The 15,619-nt window shown below is 64.1% G+C and carries 19 protein-coding genes; all 19 read right to left on the bottom strand.

The annotated features are described in order from the left end of the window. Positions 1-37: 37 nt before the first annotated feature. The 19 genes from HUI96_RS17150 to HUI96_RS17060 all read right to left on the bottom strand — a co-directional run bounded on the left by HUI96_RS17150 (position 38) and on the right by HUI96_RS17060 (position 15,614). Entirely contained in the window at positions 38-703 is a 666-nt protein-coding gene (locus HUI96_RS17150; protein ID WP_188255904.1) for a response regulator transcription factor, read from the bottom strand. A gap of 221 nt (positions 704-924) precedes the next feature. Further along, positions 925-1,524 (bottom strand): transglycosylase SLT domain-containing protein, encoded by a 600-nt coding sequence (locus HUI96_RS17145; protein WP_188256113.1) that lies wholly within the window; start codon positions 1,522-1,524, stop codon positions 925-927. Further along, positions 1,448-2,998, bottom strand: coding sequence for a flagellar hook-length control protein FliK (locus HUI96_RS30070; RefSeq protein ID WP_188255903.1), 1,551 nt, complete (start codon positions 2,996-2,998; stop codon positions 1,448-1,450). Before HUI96_RS30070 ends, HUI96_RS17145 begins: the two co-directional genes overlap by 77 nt. Further along, a complete protein-coding gene (locus HUI96_RS17135) occupies positions 2,995-4,392 on the bottom strand; it encodes a chemotaxis protein MotC (protein ID WP_188255902.1) in 1,398 nt (465 codons plus the stop codon). The genes HUI96_RS30070 and HUI96_RS17135 overlap by 4 nt, the downstream gene beginning before the upstream one ends. Further along, positions 4,389-5,612, bottom strand: coding sequence for a MotB family protein (locus HUI96_RS17130; RefSeq protein WP_188255901.1), 1,224 nt, complete (start codon positions 5,610-5,612; stop codon positions 4,389-4,391). Before HUI96_RS17130 ends, HUI96_RS17135 begins: the two co-directional genes overlap by 4 nt. Beyond that, positions 5,609-6,235 (bottom strand): hypothetical protein, encoded by a 627-nt coding sequence (locus HUI96_RS17125; protein WP_188255900.1) that lies wholly within the window; start codon positions 6,233-6,235, stop codon positions 5,609-5,611. Before HUI96_RS17125 ends, HUI96_RS17130 begins: the two co-directional genes overlap by 4 nt. Next, positions 6,235-7,869, bottom strand: coding sequence for a flagellar basal-body MS-ring/collar protein FliF (gene fliF, locus HUI96_RS17120; protein ID WP_188255899.1), 1,635 nt, complete (start codon positions 7,867-7,869; stop codon positions 6,235-6,237). The genes HUI96_RS17125 and fliF overlap by 1 nt, the downstream gene beginning before the upstream one ends. 109 nt (positions 7,870-7,978) lie before the next feature. Continuing rightward, positions 7,979-8,755 (bottom strand): flagellin, encoded by a 777-nt coding sequence (locus HUI96_RS17115; RefSeq protein ID WP_188255898.1) that lies wholly within the window; start codon positions 8,753-8,755, stop codon positions 7,979-7,981. 237 nt (positions 8,756-8,992) lie between these two features. Continuing rightward, positions 8,993-9,724 carry a flagellar type III secretion system pore protein FliP gene (gene fliP / locus HUI96_RS17110; RefSeq protein WP_188255897.1) on the bottom strand — a complete coding sequence of 244 codons (732 nt, stop codon included), beginning with the start codon at positions 9,722-9,724 and terminating at the stop codon, positions 8,993-8,995. After that, the gene (locus tag HUI96_RS17105) at positions 9,721-10,242 is read right to left on the bottom strand and encodes a flagellar basal body-associated FliL family protein (RefSeq protein ID WP_188255896.1); all 522 of its coding nucleotides are present in this window, start codon (positions 10,240-10,242) and stop codon (positions 9,721-9,723) included. Before HUI96_RS17105 ends, fliP begins: the two co-directional genes overlap by 4 nt. 12 nt (positions 10,243-10,254) lie before the next feature. Then, a complete protein-coding gene (gene flgH / locus HUI96_RS17100) occupies positions 10,255-10,956 on the bottom strand; it encodes a flagellar basal body L-ring protein FlgH (RefSeq protein ID WP_425299234.1) in 702 nt (233 codons plus the stop codon). A 50-nt stretch (positions 10,957-11,006) separates the two neighbouring features. Continuing rightward, positions 11,007-11,525: a MotE family protein gene (locus HUI96_RS17095; RefSeq protein ID WP_188255895.1), complete on the bottom strand. Its 519-nt coding sequence runs from the start codon at positions 11,523-11,525 to the stop codon at positions 11,007-11,009. 9 nt (positions 11,526-11,534) lie between these two features. Continuing rightward, entirely contained in the window at positions 11,535-12,719 is a 1,185-nt protein-coding gene (locus HUI96_RS17090) for a flagellar basal body P-ring protein FlgI (protein WP_188255894.1), read from the bottom strand. Next, complete coding sequence (flgA, locus tag HUI96_RS17085) at positions 12,719-13,153, bottom strand: flagellar basal body P-ring formation chaperone FlgA (protein WP_237684184.1); 435 nt, start codon at positions 13,151-13,153, stop codon at positions 12,719-12,721. The genes HUI96_RS17090 and flgA overlap by 1 nt, the downstream gene beginning before the upstream one ends. Before the next feature lie 34 nt (positions 13,154-13,187). Beyond that, on the bottom strand, positions 13,188-13,976 hold the full coding sequence (gene flgG / locus HUI96_RS17080; RefSeq protein ID WP_188255892.1) for a flagellar basal-body rod protein FlgG: 789 nt from the start codon (positions 13,974-13,976) through the stop codon (positions 13,188-13,190). Between the two features lie 11 nt (positions 13,977-13,987). Continuing rightward, positions 13,988-14,299, bottom strand: a complete 312-nt coding sequence (locus HUI96_RS17075) for a flagellar hook-basal body complex protein FliE (RefSeq protein ID WP_188255891.1) — start codon at positions 14,297-14,299, stop codon at positions 13,988-13,990. Beyond that, positions 14,296-14,715: a flagellar basal body rod protein FlgC gene (gene flgC, locus HUI96_RS17070; RefSeq protein WP_188255890.1), complete on the bottom strand. Its 420-nt coding sequence runs from the start codon at positions 14,713-14,715 to the stop codon at positions 14,296-14,298. The genes HUI96_RS17075 and flgC overlap by 4 nt, the downstream gene beginning before the upstream one ends. Positions 14,716-14,719: 4 nt before the next feature. Further along, a complete protein-coding gene (gene flgB, locus HUI96_RS17065; RefSeq protein ID WP_188255889.1) occupies positions 14,720-15,100 on the bottom strand; it encodes a flagellar basal body rod protein FlgB in 381 nt (126 codons plus the stop codon). Positions 15,101-15,233: 133 nt separating this feature from the next. Further along, positions 15,234-15,614, bottom strand: a complete 381-nt coding sequence (locus HUI96_RS17060) for a VOC family protein (RefSeq protein ID WP_188255888.1) — start codon at positions 15,612-15,614, stop codon at positions 15,234-15,236. Between the last annotated feature and the right edge of the window lie 5 nt (positions 15,615-15,619).

Raw genomic sequence — 15,619 nt, 5'->3', positions numbered from 1 at the left:
CGGGAAGCCGCTTTGCTGCGAGGCGGCTTTGACGCGATCAGACGACAAGCTGGTATCCAAGGAACCGCTTAGAATCGATTGGGTCGAAACCCAGCCGCTCGCGGAGTTTCTTGCGAAGCTTGCTGATGTGGCTTTCCACGACGTTCTCCTCGACCTCCTCGTCGAAGAGCCCGTAAATGGCGTTGAAGACCTGGGTCTTGGTGACGCGACGGCCGCTATTGCTCGCCAGGAACTCGAGAATGCGGCGCTCGCGACGCGGCAGCGGCAAGGGCTGTCCGTCGACCTCCGGATCGCGACCGTCCATGAAAACATGCAGGCGGCCCGCCGCCACCGGCTTCTGCTCGGCGCCGCGCCGCTGGATGGCAGCGATGCGCGCCAGGATCTCGCGGATGTGCACCGGCTTCTTGATCACGTCGTCTACGCCTGACTCGAAGAGCCGGAGCGTATTCTCGAGCGTAGTATGTTCGCTGAGCGCAATCACTGGCGCCTTGGTCCGGTCGCGGATCGTGCGCGGCGAGACCGCCTCGCCGCTGCAATCGCCGATGAGGAAGGCGCGAACCGAACTCAGGTCCTCGTCGGGGGCGCTCGATACCCATTCCCCGAATTCGTTCGACTTGAAGCCGGTCGTGGCGACGCCCTCCCGGTCGAACATCGAACAATAGCCTTCGGTGACGAGCTCACGCTCGTCCACAATCACAATCATCGGGCCGCCCTCCGAATCATTCGCAGCAGTTTGTTCTGGAAGGCGTAATCGTGACCGGGACCCCAAAAAAACCGCCAAATCTTGTGGATATTTTTTTGGGAGTCTCCGCAACTCAGAGCCGCGTTGACTGAGAGAAGAAAGCGTGCGTGAGGACTAACCGATTGCCCGAATCGCGGGCGAAAAGAGGGCCCGCGATATGCCCGATCAGCATTATCGACCTGCTACCCAGGATTGCAGAAGGCGCTGGCGTTCGGGGTCCACTTGCCGAAGCCAGTCGCTACCATGTTGGCGATGACGCGGCATACATAGCGCTTCTGGGCCGGGTCGTTGTCCGGCCCGGCATGATAGCGCGCCACCGCCATCGACCAGGTCTCATGCCTCGTGTGCAGGCTGGCCAGGAAGCGCGCCGCATAGTCGACATTCCTGCGCGGGTCGAGCATCTCCTCGAGGCTCGCAAAGTGCTGGCGATGATAGTGATGGTTGATCTGCATGCAGCCGAGATCGATCAGCTTGGCGCCTTCCGCTCGCGCCTTCTCCACCTCCAGGATCGCCAGGCGCCGGCTGGAAGGAAATACGGCTCTTCCTTCGATATTCAGCGCGTTCGGCTGAAGGCTGCCCTTCTTCCCGGTCTCGGTGAGGCCGACGGCGTAGAGAATTCCGGCGGGAACTCCATACCTGTCAGCAGCTTTCAAGATCTCCGGCTCGCAGGCATTGCCTGCCGCGGCAGCCGAGCCGCCGGCAACGCTAGATATAGATGCCGCGGCGACTGCGATCAGCATCGCGCGGCGCACGATCCCCAAAGCCGCCCGAGCGTTCGCCATCATTCCGTCCTCCATGATGACCACTCGACCGCCCTTCGCTGCCCGACGACATGGCGTTGCCGGAAGCCTGGTCTCTCGTTGACGTGGCTGAACCCGGGAGTGCGGAGTCGTCTTTACCAACAGGCGCGGATACAACGAGAGATTGAGTAATTCTTATCTGACTGACCTCGTAGCCGAGGCTTCGAATCGCCTTTTCGATGACGTGTTCCTCGCCCTTCAGATGTTCGTGTGCGGCGGGGCTCGAGGCCTCGATCTCGACTTCGAGTTGTCCGCCGGACAGGATCAAGCGGGCCGTGACCACTCCCAAATCATGGGGTGTGAGTTGCACCTGCAGGGTGGCAGGGCCAGTCTGAGTGACTTGGGATAGTGTCTGTGACATTGCCGCCACAGCTGCAGGGCGCCAACTCGGCTCCGAGCCCATTGCGGAAGCAACCGTGCCAGCGGGTGTCAGGGTTGAAGCGGGCCTTTCTTGGGCCAGAAGTTCCGCACGCGGCAGTATGACGGCGGCAGGTTCAGCCTGCGCTGCATTCCGTTCGGCTGTCTTCACGCCATACTTTGCCGCGGCCAGTGTGATTTCTGCGGAAAGTGCGGCACCGGCCCGCGGAATGTCTGGCCGAGCACCTTTGCCTCCAACTGTCGCCCCGCTCTCTTCGTCTACCGGCACGCCAGCGACGCCATCGTTGCCGCGGGAGTTGGAAAGAGGTCCGTGGAGCCGGGGCTCGAGCGACGTATCTGTGCCACCGCTGTCCTCGAGAAGAGCCTGGTGAGCGGCCGCGAGGCCCGCCGGACCGAGCGTGCCATCGTTTGGTCTCCGCATGTTCCCTTGCGCGGACACCTGCTGGGCGCCTAATGAACCTCGTATCTGCTCCGGAGCCAGTGGATTCGAACTCGATGGCGCGTCAGAGCCGTCGATGGCGTGAGCCTGAGCTGACTCGCCAGCCACGGTCGCGTTCACAGCACTCGCTGAGCTGGGCCTATTTTGGCGAGTAATCGCTGCATCAGAGTGGTTTCCGGTAAGGAGGCCGACATCATCGGCACCCTTTGCCACGCGCGATGTGCTACTCATCGACTCATTCGTTTGATGCGACTGCCCGGCCTCGCCAGTGCGGCCCTCAGCTTTGCTGTTGCCGGTCGTATTGGACCACTGCCGATGGGACTGCCGCGACTCGATGATAAGCGCGGCGATTGCCGAGAACTGAGCAGTATCGTCCTGGCCCTCGGATTCGCCTTCCTCGCCGTCGTCGCGGTCCGGCGAAGCTGCATCAGGGTCTTCGACCTCGATCGCAGATGTCGAGTGGCCCGGCGTGCGTGAGTGCCCCACATCTATGGGCGAGCGAATGTCGCGGTGGCCTGCTGCATCCTCGTTGCGGACAAGGCGGCGAAATTCATCGCCATGACTGCTGGAGGTTGAGGTGCTCGGTTGCCGGCTCGTTCCCGGCATTGATGCAAAACTGGGGAGCTGAGGTGTTTTCACTTTGCGGCTCCGGCGAGCAGTTCGTCGATTTCGACGAGTCTCCGTCGTCCGTCTAGGACAGCGTCGTCGATGAGATCGGGAGTTTCCCGCCGCTGTTGGACAGTGGGGGCCGCAGATGCGGCCTTGACCTTCTGGACTGGTGGAGCCCCGGTTCGATCGCTCTCAGGATGCGAACGCCGCGTCTCGGCGCTCTTCTTCTCAAACGCTTCAACAACTTCCGGCGTCTCTGGAATCAACTCGGCTTCGTCGGCGGCATCAGGCGTTTCCCCGGCAGCCGCCCCGGGTCCATCATCGCTCGCGGCTTCCATGCGCCGGACTCGGGAGTGTCCGGCAACTGGTGCCGCAGGACTCCCGGAAATCTGGTCTGCCACTGCCAATACGGCATCCATCAGCTTCCGATCGCCGGCAGACAGGCTCGATTGGTCGATCCCGGCGAGCTTCGAGCGGAGCGCCTCGCCCGATTCCGCCGTGACGTCGGTTAGGGCGGTGTAGAGTAGAAGACGCGGGTCCTGTCCCGTCTGATCGGCTTCCTCGAGCTTTCTGGCTCTTTCGGCCGCAAGGTTGGCAAGTTCGACCAGACCCTCGATCGCCGCCCGCCTGGCGATGCGCAGGTAGATCACCTTGCGCTGTTCGGAACGCATCAGAGCGGTCACGCCGTCGAGCGCCGCCATATCGAGCTTAGGGTAGAGCTTGATCACGCCCGACACGACTGAATCGGCGAACTGGCTCGCATAGGGCGAGCGGATATAGGCGATTGCGTATTGTTTCGATGCCAGGATGAAGCGGTCGGGATCGTCGATGGTGGCGGCGAGACCCACCGACCTTCGCAGCGCCGCCTCCTCTACGAGGGTGCCGGGGGCAAGAAGGCGGGCCTGGTCCATGAGCTTCAGCGCGCTCCGGGGATCTTCAAGCGATACCAGCGAGCCCTTCAGAAGGGCGAGGAATGCGCCGGTCTCCCGAGCCTCCTGCATAGGCTCAATCGTCTTCAGCGCGGCGGCCGCGTTGCGCGTCGCTCCATTCAGGTAGCCGAGGATCGCCGCAGCAATCAGGCTGTCCTTCTGGCCGAGGTGCAGCCTCATCAGGATTGACTTCAACGTGTCGGGATTTCCGCCGCTCATTGCATAGACGAGCATCGACTGCAGGTTGGCCGGCTGCATCAATTCCGCGGCGGTCGCGGTGCGCAGGCGCTTGTCGACCAGTTCGAGCAGTCGCCGCTGGATGGGCAGGGCGGCGTGATCGCCTGCGGCTACGCGATCCTGGACGTGCTGCAACGAGCGGACCATCTGGTAGGGCTGCAGTTCAGGGGCCCGTCCCTCGGAGCGGGCAGGGCCCACGATGCTGCCGGCCAGGCACGCGGAAAGCAGTAGCGCAGCAGTGCGTGACGGCAAACTCATCCGCCGATCTCGAGCAGGATCTCGATGCGCCGATTCACGGCAGCGAGCGGATCTGAGGAATCCTTCGGTTTGCGATCGGCGAAGCCGGCGACCTCTTTGATACGTCCCTCATCGAGGCCCCCTCGCACAAGCATGTACTGAGCCGAATGGGCGCGGGCGGTAGAGAGCCGCCAATTGTCATACGCCTCTCCCCTATAGGGTCGCGCATCTGTATGGCCGCTGATGGTTACCGTGCCCTTCTGTTTCGCGATCGCGTGGCCGACCTTGTCCATCGCAAGCACCAACTCGCGCCGTGGCACCGCCGATCCGATCTCGAACATCCCGAACTGCAGTTGGTCGGTCACCGATACCTGGACGCCCTTGTCCGTCGCCACGACCGAGATTCCGTCCTTCATCTTGTCGCCGGGCAGCAAAGCTTCAGCGAGCTCGCGCCGGATCTGATCCGCGGCCTCCTTGGCTTCGGGGGAGGGGGCACCCTCATCGGGCGCCTTGACCGGGTGCTGCTCCGCTTCGGGCTTCTCCAACGCCTTCATCGTCGCTTCGAACTCGGCGCTGACGGAGGCCGCGTCGCGCTTGGCTTCGACCTCACCTTTGGCATCGAGGTCTCCGCCGTCACCGGTGTGTGCGGTCCGCTGCGGTTCGGCGCTCGCCTCGGCATCGTTGGGCAGGGCCACCTGCTGCGACCAGAAGTCGGGGGCGAAAGGATCGCGATAGGCCTCGCCGCCCGAGGCGCCCGTCGCCGGCCCGGCAAGCTGCGCGCCACCGTCTCCCTGTTCGCTGATGTTTTGCCTGATGCCCGTGTCCGAGGCGATCTCGGCGAGAACGGCATAGGGGTCGGCAAAGAGCTGCTCGTCGGCTTCCTTCTTGATCTCGGAACTCTCGACGGTGCCCTCATACGAGGAAGGACCCGCCTCGGACTCGCCGCCCTTTGGCTGCGGCTCCTGCGCATCCATACCCTGCTCGGGACCCTGGCCGATCTCCTCGAGGCTCTTGCGGCTGGCGGTCCGATCGGTCAGCTTGACCGGATTGAAGTAGCTGGCGACCGCTGCCTTGGTTTCCTCGTTCGAAGCGTTGATCAGCCACATCACGAGGAAAAAGCACATCATCGCCGTCATGAAATCGGCGAAGGCGATCTTCCAGACGCCACCATGATGGCCGTCGTCGTGATCGCCGTGCGCGCGTCGGACGATGACGATCTCGTGGGGGGTGTCGGCGCTCATTCAAGGATCCTGGACAATGTGGCCGACCATTCGGACAGCCTCGTTTCCATGACCGTTCCATCAAGGGAAACTGAGAGATCGAACCCTTCCGATTCGATGTGATGAAGATTGGCAGCCCGGCCGGCCAAGGCTTTGCTCAGCGCTTCAAACAGGAATTGCGGTGCCCGCACTTCGACGCGGATCGCCTCGGAGTCCTGGATGGCAGCGGCGACGGAGCGGCCCAGGGCTTCGACCGAGCGCTCCAGGAGGTTTTCGCTGAGGACGCCGCTCAGGATACGAGCGACTGCCGCGGAAGCATGCTGGCTCGCCTCGCGACCAAGCTCGTCTAGCCGGGCGGATATCGTTACGCCGGCCTGCTCGCCCAGCGTCGCCTGCATCTGAGCGATCTCCGCTTCATGCCGCTGACGCTCGGCGAGCAGCGTGGCCTCGTGTTCGACCGACAGGCGCATAGCGACTTCCTGCTCGGCCCGTTCTACCGCGGCACGTATGAGTTCGTCCGTAGACGGGCCGGACGGCGCGAGAGCGTTGGGTACGGCCGGGCCCGGCGCGGCGTCATGCACTCCCTCCGACGGCGAGGGCGCTCCGAAGTCGGGGAGCGCGTCTATGAGCCTGAGGGCGGCCATCAGCTAGCCAGTTCCGGATGCGCCCACTTGCGCAGGATGGTTGCGGTGCGCTCCTCGTTGAGATCGACCATGCGGGCCAGCCGCTCCTGGGGCGCCGGCTTGAACTTCTGGCGCAGGTCGTCGATCTGCGATCCATCGGGCATGCCCGGCAGCGCAGCGTTCGCCAGGCCGGCGAAGTTCGGGTTCGGCAGCGACTGCTGGACCTCCTCGAAGGACGGCCCGGCCAGCGCTGGCACATCGGCAGGCTTCTGCATCGAAGCGATCATCGGGCGCAGCCCGAAGAAGGCCAGCAGGAAGGCCACCAGCACGAAGGCCGCCGCGTTGATCATGGTGCCGGCATGCTGCCCGATGCTATCCACGATCCCGGGGGTGGCGATCTCGGTCCCGTCGAGCCCGTCGATGAACTCTACCGCCGAGACGTTCAGCCGATCGCCGCGCGTGTAATCGAGACCAGCGGCCGAGGCGACCACCTTCTGAATCTCCTCGATGCGCTGGGCAATCTGCTCCGGCGTGGCATCCTTGCCGAGAATGGCGGCCAGGCGCTGCTGGTTCACCACCACTGCGATCGACAGCTTCGTCAGCGTGTAGCCGTTGCTGGTGGTCTGGATGCGCTTGGAGTTGATCTCGTAGTTGGTCGTTTCTTCCTTACGCTCGGCCTGCTCGGAAGACTGGGGGCCCTGTGTCGTCTGTGTCTGCGTTTCCGGCAGGTTCTGGTCGACCGAGGTTGGCGTTGCCGACGACTGCTGGCTGGAGTTCTCGTTGGAGCGAACGACCTGGACGGAGCGCTCGACGCGCGATTCCGGATCGAAGATCATCTCTTCCGACTGGCGCATGTCGGTATTGACGTCCGCCTTCACGCTGGCTCGGAAGTTCTCCGGCCCGAGATATGGGGTCAGCGCGCGGCGGATATTGTCCTCGACCTGCATCTCGACGTTGCGCTCCACGCCGAGGGAGCGGCTGACGGTCGAATTCGCAGGATCGTCACCGGCGGCGAGCAGCGTGCCGCTTGCGTCGAGGACCGTTACCTTCTCGACGCCAAGGCCGGGGACCGCGGCTGCGACGAGGTAGCGGATCGCGCTTGCGCTCTTGGCGGCATCCAGTTCGCCGGCGCGGATCACGACCGAGGCGGAAGGCTGCTGTTCGTCGCGGCGGAAGCTTGCCCGCTCGGACAGGACGAGGTGCACGCGCGCCGCCTTGATCCCGTTGATCGACTGGATGGTGCGGGCGATTTCGCCCTCGAGCGCCCTGACGCGCGTCACCTGCTGCATGAAGGAGGTGAGGCCGAGCGAGCCGACATTGTCGAAGAGCTCGTAGCCGGCATTGGCGCTGGTGGGCAGGCCCTTCTCGGCCAAAAGCATGCGCGCCGCCGCCGTCTTGCCGGCCGGGACGAGCACGGTGGTGCCGTCGGAGGCGACGTCGAAGCCGATGCCGGCTTCGCTCAGCACGAGGCCGATCTGGTTCACGTCGCTCCGCTCCAGGCCGACATAGAGCGTCTCGTAGGCGGGGCGGTTCAGGTAGAACGAGGCGGTGCCCAAAACCAACAGGATGAGCGCTGCCACGCCGCCCATTATGGCGAGTCGGCGCGGCCCGAAACTCTGCAGGTTGTCGACGATTTTCTGGATTTGCTCCGGCACGGATCACGGCTCCAAGACATTCCGATGCCAGGCTAGCCGTTCAAGCTTGTGCGAAAATGAAATCGGGCCGCCCGAGGGCGGCCCGATCGATAAGAGTCTTGTGTGCCGCTTAGCGGAAGAGCGACAGGACGCCCTGCGCGCTCCCGTTGGCGATCGAGAGCGCCTGGATGCCGAGCTGCTGCTGGACCTGCAGAGCCGAAAGGCGTGCCGACTCTGCTTCCATGTCGGCGTCCACGAGTGCGCCAACGCCGCGGTCGACGGCGTCCATCAGCTTCGAGGTGAATTCGAGCTGCGAGTCGATGCGGATCTTGGCTGCGCCGAAATCGGCGGCGTTTTCACGCATGGTCTTGAGCGTCGCCTCGGCGGTCGCGATATCGGTGAAGGCCGCGGCTTCGAGGTCGTAGGCGGCCACGGTGATCTTGTCAACCGTACCCGAATCCTTGACGTAGCCGGCGAGTACATCCAGGGCGGCACCACCGGTCTTCAACAGGTTCTGGCCCTCGAAGTCGGCCGAGAGGGCGATCTGCGCGATCTGGTCCGTGAGCGCGGTGATTTCCTTGTCGGTAGCCCCAGTATCGATGCCGCCCTGCTCGTTGGACACCAGCTTGGCAAGGATCTTCTCGCCGAGTTTGATCGCCTCTTCGAGGCCGGTGTAGGCAACGTCGACGACGGCGGAGCCGAAGCCCAGCGATTCCTTGACCGCCTGGTTGACGGCGTTCTGCGCCTTCATGCCGGTCGAGATTGACCAATAGGCGGCATTGTCCGAAGCGGTCGAAACCTTCAGGCCGGTCGCGATGCGGTTCTGGGTAGTGGCAAGGTTCTTGTTGGTGTTCGAAAGCGTCTGCAGCGCCGTCATCGCAGAGGCGTTGGTGAGAAGACTGGACATCAGTCCTGTTCCTTTTGAATTCGTACTTTCTAGGAACATACCGGGCGAGACCGGTATGACGGGGCGGCATCATGCCTTGAACGTTGTCTTGAAAGTTCAGCCCGCCATGCAGGTTCAGACTTAGGCTTCGAATCCTACGAAAGACCTAACCGGCATGGTTAACGCGATAAAAATATCCGCCCGGCGGGTTTGCGGGGCGGATGCTCTTGGGCGGTAATTTTCAGTCGGGCAGCGAACTCAGGTAAAAGACCGCACGAGGCTGCCGACGAGCAGGTTCCAGCCGTCGATGAGCACGAAGAACAGCAGCTTGAAGGGCAGCGAGATGACGGTAGGCGGCAGCATCATCATGCCCATCGCCATGGTGATGGTCGCGACGATGAGGTCGATGACCAGGAATGGCAGCACGATCAGGAAGCCAATCTCGAAGCCGCGCCGGATCTCCGAGATCATGAAGGCCGGGATGATGACGCGCAGGTCCGGGTCCTCGACCGATACCGTCTGGCCGCGCTCGCGCGCCAGATCCGCGAAGAGGTCGAAATCCTTGTCGCGGACGTTGCGGACCATGAAGTCGCGGAACGGCGTCGAGATTCGCTCGAGGGCGACCGTCTCATCGATCTCGTTGTTCATCAGTGGCCGCACGCCGTTGGTCCAGGCCTGATCGAAGGTCGGGGCCATGACATAGAAGGTCATGAACAGCGACAGGCTGATCAGGATGAGGTTTGCCGGCGTGGTCTGCAGGCCCATGCCGGCGCGTAGGATCGAGAAGGCGATCACGAAGCGGGTGAAGCTGGTGACCATGATGAGCAGGCCCGGCGCCACGGACAAGACCGTGATGAGCCCGAACATCTGGATGATGTAGCCGATCGTGGTGCCGTCGGCCCGGGACAGGGGTCCCAGGTCGAGCTGCTGCGCGTGGGCGGCTCCTGTCGCGGCGGCAAGCAGGACCAGGGTGGTAAGGAAGCGTTTCATTCGAACAACAGCGTGCGTACCAGGATCTGCTTCACCTTGCCGTCGCTGCGGATGCGCGCGCGCTCCTCAAGGTCTTCCTTCAAGTGCTGGTAGCCGCTCGCGCCCTCGATCTGGTGCAGCTTGACGGTGCGCAGATAGGCGAGAAGGTCCTGATGGATCGTCTCGACAAGCTCCAGCGGCAGAGGCTCTTCCAGAAGCAGCGACATCTCTAGCCTGATCCACACCGTTGTCGGCGCGGCCAGGTTGGTCGTCATCGACTCCAGAGGAACCAGGACGGGACCAACTGCGGGGCCATGAGCGCCTGCTTGCCCCGGCGCACCTGCGGCACCATGCGCGCCAGCCTGGGTCTGGCTGGTGGTCGCTTCTTCGGCCACCGCCGGCGCGCTGTTCTTGCCGAGGTAGTCTCCGGCGAACCAGCCGCCCCCGACCGCGGCGGCGGTCATCAACAGGAGCACCGCCCCCTGGACGACGAGGGAAGGGCCCCTGGGCGGCGGTGCGCTTTGATCGGTGATCGCCATTGAAAGCCTCGCTCAGAAGGGCAGGACCTGATCGACGATCTGGTGGCCCCAGGCCGGCTGCTGCACTTCGCTCAGGCGGCCCCGGCCGCCATAGGAGATGCGAGCCTCGGCGATGCGTTCATAGGAGATCGTATTGTTCGGTCCGATGTCCTGGGGCCTCACTATGCCGGCGATGGTGAGCACGCGAAGCTCGTAGTTGACCCGCACTTCCTGGGAGCCGCTGATCAGCAGATTGCCGTTCGGCATCACGTCGGTCACGACCGCCGCCACGTTCAGCACCATGTCCTCCGAGCGCTCGGTGGCGCCGGCGCCATTGGTCCTCGTGGCGGAGTCGATGGCGCCATCTGCGGTCGCGGTGCCGGTCTTGGTCCCGTTCCAATCGCCGGCCAGCCCCACGCTCAGCGACCGCGCCGAGATGCGGCTCCGGTCGGATTCGTTCTTGAAGCGGGCGCGATCGTTGATGCGGATGAAGACCGTCAGGATATCGCCGGTGGCGATGGCGCGGGCATCGGTGAAGAGCCGGCTCTGCCTGTCGTCCCAGAGCGAGAAGCGCTTGACCGGGCGTGCGGGCGGCTCGGCGTAGCTATATGGGGCCGGCACCACTGCGACACCCGCCCCGACAGGCGTCATGGCCGGCTCCCTGCCGACTTCGTTCAAGCTGGCGCAGCCGGCCAGGAATCCGATAGCGGCGATCGCCGCCACGCTCCTGCCGATGACGATCATCCGCCCTCTGGCGTGCGGGGGGAGGAACTGATCGGGGCTGGTCATGAGGGATCTTCCCTGCGCGCCGCGCTCGCCATTATGCCGGTGAGCGTCGCGGCGGCCTTGCTGTCCATTTCGTTGAGGATGACTCCCGCCTTGCGGGAATCGAGCTTCATCAGGATGCCTGCCGCGAGATTGACGTTGACTTCGGCCAGGCGCTCCGCGGCCGCGTCGGCCTTCATGGATGCGTAGACCTTGACGACGTTCTCCTGGGCTTCCTCGAGGAATTTCTCGCGCCTCTCCATCCAATCTTCGTACTCGGCGCGCTTCTGTTCGAGCTGCCTGATCCTCTCGTCGACTTCGTCCTTGAGCTTCTTGAGTTCCATCGCCTGCAGCGAGTAGCGGCGATCGCGCGCCGCGTCGGCGATGCCCGTACAGAACTTCTCCACTTCGGAAGCCGATTCCGTGCCGGAAAGCGGAAAGGTCTGCGTGGCGGCGGGTCCGCATGCGAGCGCCATGAGCAGCCCAAGTGCGGCGGCCGACCTTGTCCTGGCGAGCGGGAATCGAGAGGCGCTGGTCATCTCTGTCACCTACTGCAGCACCAGATCGGCCTGGAGCGCGCCGGCCGACTTGATGCCCTGAAGAATGGCAATGATGCCGTCCGGCTTGACGCCGAGACGGTTGAGGCCGTCGACCAGCATCTCCAGGTCGGGACCGTCGAGCACTGCAACGCGCGCATCGGGCTGGCTCGCACTGATCGCGGTGGACGGCTCCACGGCGGTCACGCCCTTCGAAAAGGGTTCGGGCTGGACGATGGTGGGGGTCTCGGTGATCCGCACGGTGAGCGTGCCGTGACTGACGGCGACGCGCGAGATCTTGACCTCGTTGCCGATGACGATCGTGCCGGTGCGTTCGTCGACGACGACGCGCGCGGGCGCATCCGTGTCGACGATCAGGTTCTCGAGTTCGGCGAAAAACCGCGCGGTCGAAATCTTGGCGGGTTTCTTGATGATGACGGTACGCGCGTCCTGCTCGCTGGCGACCCGGGTGCCGAAGCGCTCCATCGAGTAGTCATTGATGGCATCCGCGATGCGCACCGCGGTCGAATAGTCGGCGTTGCGCAACTGCAGACAAAGCTTGTCCTGATCGGCGAAGTTCGCCGGAACGCTGCGTTCGACGATGGCGCCGTTGGGGACGCGGCCCGCGGTCGGCACGCCTTGCGTGAGCGTCTCAGCCTGGCCCTGGGCGGTGAAGCCGGAGATGAAGACGGGACCTTGCGCCACCGCATAGATTTCGCCGTCGGCCGCCTTGAGCGGGGTCATCACCAGGGTTCCGCCCTGGAGCGAGGTCGCATCCCCGAGTGAGGATACGGACACGTCGATGCGTGCGCCCGATTCCACGAAAGGCGGAAGATTGGCCGTCACGATGACCGCCGCAACGTTCTTTGCACGCGACCGGCCGCCCCCGCTGGCGATGCCGAGATTTTCAAGCATGGCGGCGATCGACTGTTCGGTAAAGGGCGAGTTGCGGAGGCCATCCCCCGTGCCCTGAAGACCGATCACCAGTCCGTAGCCGACGAGTTGGTTGTCGCGTGAACTCTGGAGTTGGGCGATATCCTTGATGCGCGCCGGCACGAGGTCGCGGCCGCCGCTCAGCACGGTGTAGTCGGTGCCGTCGCCCTTACCCCCGCCGCGCACAACCATGCGGTTGTCATCGGCGAGTGCCGCTGGCACCGCCAGGGCGAAAGCGAGAAGCGAGGCGAGAATCCGGCGCATCAGCCGCCGACCCTCACGGTTCCGTCGCCCATCACCGTCCCGGACACGATCTTGCCGCTGTCGACGTTGCGCAGCTTGACCATGTCACCGGCAGAGCCCGGCTCAAGCGTCACCGCCGTCGCCGAGATGGTGAGTCCGCCGGCGGCGAAGATCATTTCGACGGCCACGCCTTTCTCCACGACATAGGCTTCGCGCAATGCATTCGGCCGGACATAGCGGCCCGGAAGCAGCGTGCGCTTGGCAATCTTGCCTTCTAGGCCCGAAAGCTCGATCACGACGTTCTCGGGCGCCACTTTGCCTTCGGCCAGGATCAGTTCCCTGAGGGCGTTCGCGACGATGGTCTCGCCCGGGTAGATGACGCGGTTAGGCACGAGGACGGCTTGCCCCGCCAGCGCCGGCGCGCAGCCGAGTGCCGCTGACAGAGTTGCCGCCATCGCCAGGAGCTTTCGCCTCCGACCCCGCATCGCCTTACCTTATGTTCTTGGAAACCACGGCGGCCATCTCGTCCGCCGCCTGGATGACCTTGGAGTTCATCTCATAGGCGCGCTGGGCGGAGATCAGTTCGGTGATCTCCTTGACCGGATCGACGTTGGAGGACTCCAGATAGCCCTGTTCGATGGTCGCGAAGCCAGGCTCGCCCGGCATGCCCACCGTCGCGGGTCCGGACGCGGCCGTCTCGCGGAACAGGTTGTCGCCAAGAGCGGAGAGGCCGGCCTCGTTCGCGAAGTTTGCGAGCGCCAACTGGCCGAGGTTCTGAAGGTCGATCTGCCCCTCGATGCGGGCAAAGACCTCGCCGTTCTTGTTGACCACTACGTCCACCGCCTCCGGCGGAACGGTGATTCCAGGCACCACGGTGTAGCCGTCCAGCGTAACCAGTTGCCCGGTGGCATTGGTGTTGAAGGACCCGGCGCGGGTATAGAGGGTTTCGCCGTCCGCGCCTTCGATCTGGAACCAGCCTTTCCCGGTCAGCGCCAGGTCGAACTTGTTGCCGGTGCTGACCAGATTGCCCTGCACATGCAGGTTGCGAACGGCCGCCGTCTTGACGCCGAGGCCGATATTGACGCCTTCCGGCACGATGCTCGCATCGGCACGGCTCGGCACGCCCTGCATCCGGTCGACCTGGTAGAGCAGATCGGTGAACTCGGCCCGCGCGCGCTTGAAGCCGGTCGTGTTGATGTTGGCGATGTTGTTGGCAATGACCTCGAGATTGGTCTGCTGGGCATTCATGCCGGTCGCGGCGATGGAGAGGGCTCGCATCTGTGGTTCTCCTAGATCGCCATGCGGCTGACTTCGAGATAGGCGGTCACGATCTTGTCGCGGATGGCGACCGCCGCCTGGAAGGACTGCTCGGCGCTCATGACCGCATCGACGACCTGGCGCATGTCACCCTTGCCCTGGAGGGCCTGCATCGAGAGATGCTCGGCCTCCTTCAGCCTGTCGACCGTCTTGCCGGCGGTGTCGGCGACCATCTCGGCAAAGGAGACGCCGGCGCCGCCCGTCGCGCCGCCGGCCGGGGATCCCGGTTCGGTGGTCCCGCCGGTCGGAGCCAGCGGATTGAGAGCGCCTATTCCGGTGATCATGACTGCTGCCTCATCAGATCGATTGTCATTGAGATCAGGTCCCGCGCCTGTTTGACGACCTGGAGATTGGCCTCGTAGGAGCGGTTCGCCTCGGTCATGTCGGCCATTTCGATCAGGGCGTTGACGTTGGGCACCTTCACGTAGCCGTTCGCGTCCGCTGCCTCGTGCCCGGGCATGAACTCGACAGGGAAGTCCGAGTTGTCGCGGTCGATCTTCATCACGTCGACCATTGTGCCGCCGGTGGCGCGGTCGACCTCGGCGGCGAAGGTGATCGTCTTGCGCCGATAGGGGTCTGCGCCGGGCGTATTGCCGGTCGACTGGGCATTGGCAAGGTTTTCGGAGACGACGCGCAGCCGGTCGGACTGGGCTGCCAGCCCGGACGCAGCGATCTTTAGGGCAGTGGAAAGCGGATCCATCGTGTCAGCCCTTCACGCTCATCAGCATCATGCGGTGGAAGGCCTTCACGATGGCGGTGTTCATCTCGAATGAGCGCCGCACCTCGCCGGCCTTGATCAGTTCCTGCTCGAGCACCACCGTGTTTTTCGACGGCAGCGTAGCGGTCGTGCGGTCGTCTTCGCGGTTCCGGAAGGAGACCTCACCGGCTTTGGCGCCGAAGTGGGTCGCGTGGGTCGCCGCCAGGGTGGATACCGAGCGTGACAACACCTTCTCGAACGGCTCCACGTCTACCGCCTTGTAGCCCGGGGTGTTGGCATTGGCGATGTTGCCGGCGACGGAGGTCTGCCGGGCGGAGAGCCATTCCGCCTGCCTGGTGGCGAGCATGAAGAGATTGACGGGCTGCATGGTCGAGACTTGTCCGCATTCCGGGCGTTCGTCCCGTTTCTATGCAGTCAGTCTTGCGCGGGGCTTGTGGGCTCGGCGGTCAGGATTGCAGAAGGCCCATGCCGGTTGCTTTCACCTAACCGCGACGGCGCGATCACCTCGCCGGCTGGAAGAGCTCGACGAGATTCCCCGAGGGATCCATGAGCAGGATCTGTGAGCCGCCGGGTCCCGTGACGATGTCATTGCGGAAGGCAAGGCCGGCGGCACGAAGCCTGGCAACCTCCGCTGCCAGATCTTCCACCATAAGCTGGATGCGGTTCCATCCGCCGGGTCCGGGACGCTCGCCGTCCGGCATCGGCCGTCCGGCCGAACTCGTGGCTGCGCTCAGCAACAGCCTCAACGATCCACGCCGCACGTCCGCGAAGGCGGGCGGGTATTTGGTCATCAGCGAGAATCCAAGATGCTCTATGTACCAGGAAAGAGCAGCCTCGACGTCATTGACCATGTAGCGGACATTGACGACCTCGTCCGGCATTCTCG

Origin of the sequence: Pseudaminobacter soli (ex Zhang et al. 2022), from assembly GCF_014595955.1 — a bacterium.
GTDB classification, from domain to species: Bacteria; Pseudomonadota; Alphaproteobacteria; order Rhizobiales; family Rhizobiaceae; genus Kumtagia; species Kumtagia pseudosoli.
The sequence above is the reverse complement of the archived record's forward strand: the minus strand, read 5'-3'. Positions and strand labels throughout refer to the sequence as shown.

Bases quoted from the DNA above. Each gene is read 5' to 3' on its own strand.
- HUI96_RS17150 (WP_188255904.1), bottom strand. From the start codon at position 703: ATGATTGTGATTGTGGACGAGCGTGAGCTCGTCACCGAAGGCTATTGT.
- HUI96_RS17145 (WP_188256113.1), bottom strand. From the start codon at position 1,524: ATGGCGAACGCTCGGGCGGCTTTGGGGATCGTGCGCCGCGCGATGCTG.
- HUI96_RS17135 (WP_188255902.1), bottom strand. From the start codon at position 4,392: ATGAGTTTGCCGTCACGCACTGCTGCGCTACTGCTTTCCGCGTGCCTG.
- HUI96_RS17130 (WP_188255901.1), bottom strand. From the start codon at position 5,612: ATGAGCGCCGACACCCCCCACGAGATCGTCATCGTCCGACGCGCGCAC.
- HUI96_RS17125 (WP_188255900.1), bottom strand. From the start codon at position 6,235: ATGGCCGCCCTCAGGCTCATAGACGCGCTCCCCGACTTCGGAGCGCCC.
- HUI96_RS17115 (WP_188255898.1), bottom strand. From the start codon at position 8,755: ATGTCCAGTCTTCTCACCAACGCCTCTGCGATGACGGCGCTGCAGACG.
- fliP (WP_188255897.1), bottom strand. From the start codon at position 9,724: ATGAAACGCTTCCTTACCACCCTGGTCCTGCTTGCCGCCGCGACAGGA.
- HUI96_RS17105 (WP_188255896.1), bottom strand. From the start codon at position 10,242: ATGGCGATCACCGATCAAAGCGCACCGCCGCCCAGGGGCCCTTCCCTC.
- HUI96_RS17095 (WP_188255895.1), bottom strand. From the start codon at position 11,525: ATGACCAGCGCCTCTCGATTCCCGCTCGCCAGGACAAGGTCGGCCGCC.
- HUI96_RS17090 (WP_188255894.1), bottom strand. From the start codon at position 12,719: ATGCGCCGGATTCTCGCCTCGCTTCTCGCTTTCGCCCTGGCGGTGCCA.
- flgA (WP_237684184.1), bottom strand. From the start codon at position 13,153: ATGGCGGCAACTCTGTCAGCGGCACTCGGCTGCGCGCCGGCGCTGGCG.
- flgG (WP_188255892.1), bottom strand. From the start codon at position 13,976: ATGCGAGCCCTCTCCATCGCCGCGACCGGCATGAATGCCCAGCAGACC.
- HUI96_RS17075 (WP_188255891.1), bottom strand. From the start codon at position 14,299: ATGATCACCGGAATAGGCGCTCTCAATCCGCTGGCTCCGACCGGCGGG.
- flgC (WP_188255890.1), bottom strand. From the start codon at position 14,715: ATGGATCCGCTTTCCACTGCCCTAAAGATCGCTGCGTCCGGGCTGGCA.
- flgB (WP_188255889.1), bottom strand. From the start codon at position 15,100: ATGCAGCCCGTCAATCTCTTCATGCTCGCCACCAGGCAGGCGGAATGG.
- HUI96_RS17060 (WP_188255888.1), bottom strand. From the start codon at position 15,614: ATGCCGGACGAGGTCGTCAATGTCCGCTACATGGTCAATGACGTCGAG.